The following is a 1,785-nucleotide window of genomic DNA, read 5'->3' as shown; positions in this document are numbered from 1 at the left end:
TCGGTCGGGAGCGGCGGAGTGGTGTAGGAGACAGGGGAGCCTTTCGCGTGCGGGGGTCTCACGTCGGCGGGGCGAGCAGGGCGTCGGCTATCCGGTGCAGGACGTCGGCCTGGTGGTCCACGAGGTAGAAGTGCCCGCCGGGGTAGACCTTCAGCTCGAACGGCCCTTCGGTCGCCGCGCGCCAGGCCGCCGCCTCCTCGACGGTCACCTTGGGGTCGGCGTCGCCCACCAGGACGTGGACGGGGCAGTGGAGCGCGGGCCCCGGCTCGGGGACGTAGGTCTCGATCGCCCGGTAGTCCACGCGGATGGCGGGCAGCACCATGCTCAGCATCTCCTCGTCGGCCAGGACGGCGGCGTCCGTGCCGCTGAGCAGCCTGACGTCCTCCATCAGGCCGTTGTCGTCGCGGAGATGCACGGTCTCGACGCGGTGGGTGGACGGGGCGCGGCGGCCCGACGCGAAGAGCGCGGCGGCGGTCAGGCCCTTCTCCCGTTCGAAGCGGCGGGCGACTTCGTACGCGATGGCGGCGCCCATGCTGTGCCCGAAGAACGCGAGGGGCCGATCGGCCCAGGGCAGCAGGGCGGTGAACACCGCGTCGGCGAGGTCCGGGATCGTTTCGAGCGACGGCTCGCGCAACCGGTCCTGGCGGCCGGGGTATTGGACGGCCAGCACGTCGATCCCCGCGGGCATGGCGCGGGCGACGGGCAGGAAGTAGCTGGCGGAGCCGCCCGCGTGGGGCAGGCAGACCAGGCGTACGGCGGCGTCCCCGCGGGGGTTGTAGCGGCGGATCCACTGGGTGTTGTCGTGGGTCATGGCGGGTCGCTGTTCCTCTCGGGCGCTGTACCCGGTGCCGGGGTCCGGGACTTCGGTGGTCAGCAATCTCGGGTCGGAGTCTCGCCGTTGTCGAGCCGGGCGAGCCAGGCATCGACGGCGGCGGCGGTCGTGGGTGCGTGTACTTCCAGCAACGAGTAGTGATCCCCAGGTACTTCGAGAACCATGTCGGCGCATTCGGGTGGTGGTGGCCGGTCGTCGGCGCCGCCGGCCTCGGACGGCATCCACTCGGCGGCCCGGACGGCGAGGGTGGGCGCGGCGAGCGCCCGGGGCGTGAACGCGTCGAAGGCGCGCAGATATCCGCCCATGGCGGTGAGCTGGGTGCCCAGGCCGGTGACGAAGTCAAACCGGTCGGTCTGGCCCCGGACGGCGGCGGAGGCGTACCGCTCCCCCATCGGCACGCTCCGGCTGAAGGAGTCGATCATGACGACTCCGGCGGCCGGGTCCCCGAGGTCCGCGAGCCGTTCCGCGGTGGCGCGGGCGACCCAGCCGCCGGCCGAGTACCCGGCGAGCACGGTCCGTTCGCCGGGAGTGGCGTGCCGGGTGATGGCCGCGGCCAGGGCTTGCGTCAGCGCGTCCACGTCGGCGGGGATCGGCTCGCCGGGCGCGAAGCCGGGCAGGCGCAGCGCGCGGATGGTGCGCGTCTGCCCGAACGCGGCGGCGAAGCGGGCGTAGTGGTGGGCTCCCGAGGGCGCCATGTATCCGGCGAGGCAGACCAGTTGGGTCCCGTCGCCGTTCTCGCCCCGGGCCAGCCGGACGGGGGTGAGCAGGCCGTCGATCTCTCCGGCCGTGCGGAACGTGGGGCGCAGGCGGGAGGCGCTGCGCACCATGTCGAGGGCGGCGCCGAACTGGCCGCTCTCGTTGGCGCTGAGGTAGAGGGCGGTGAGGGTGTCGGGGGCCGCCGGGTCGTCGGGGGTGCGGCCGGGCGTGGCGGGTTGGTGCTCGGCGAGCAGGGT

2 protein-coding genes are annotated in these 1,785 nt (G+C 73.8%); both read right to left on the bottom strand.

Annotated elements, in window-relative coordinates:
• Positions 1 to 58 precede the first annotated feature (58 nt).
• A complete protein-coding gene (locus BN2279_RS09520) occupies positions 59 to 811 on the bottom strand; it encodes a thioesterase II family protein (RefSeq protein ID WP_059008292.1) in 753 nt (250 codons plus the stop codon).
• Positions 812 to 870: 59 nt separating this feature from the next.
• Positions 871 to 1,785 (bottom strand): alpha/beta fold hydrolase (locus tag BN2279_RS09515; protein ID WP_159037172.1); only part of this gene is annotated, 915 nt, incomplete at its 5' end.

Origin of the sequence: Streptomyces specialis (assembly GCF_001493375.1) — a bacterium.
GTDB classification, from domain to species: Bacteria; Actinomycetota; Actinomycetes; order Streptomycetales; family Streptomycetaceae; genus Streptomyces; species Streptomyces specialis.
Note: the sequence above shows the minus strand (reverse complement) of the source record. Positions and strands in the feature narration are given on the sequence as shown.

Coding starts and splice junctions, on each gene's coding strand:
- BN2279_RS09520 (WP_059008292.1), bottom strand. CDS start 811: ATGACCCACGACAACACCCAGTGGATCCGCCGCTACAACCCCCGCGGG.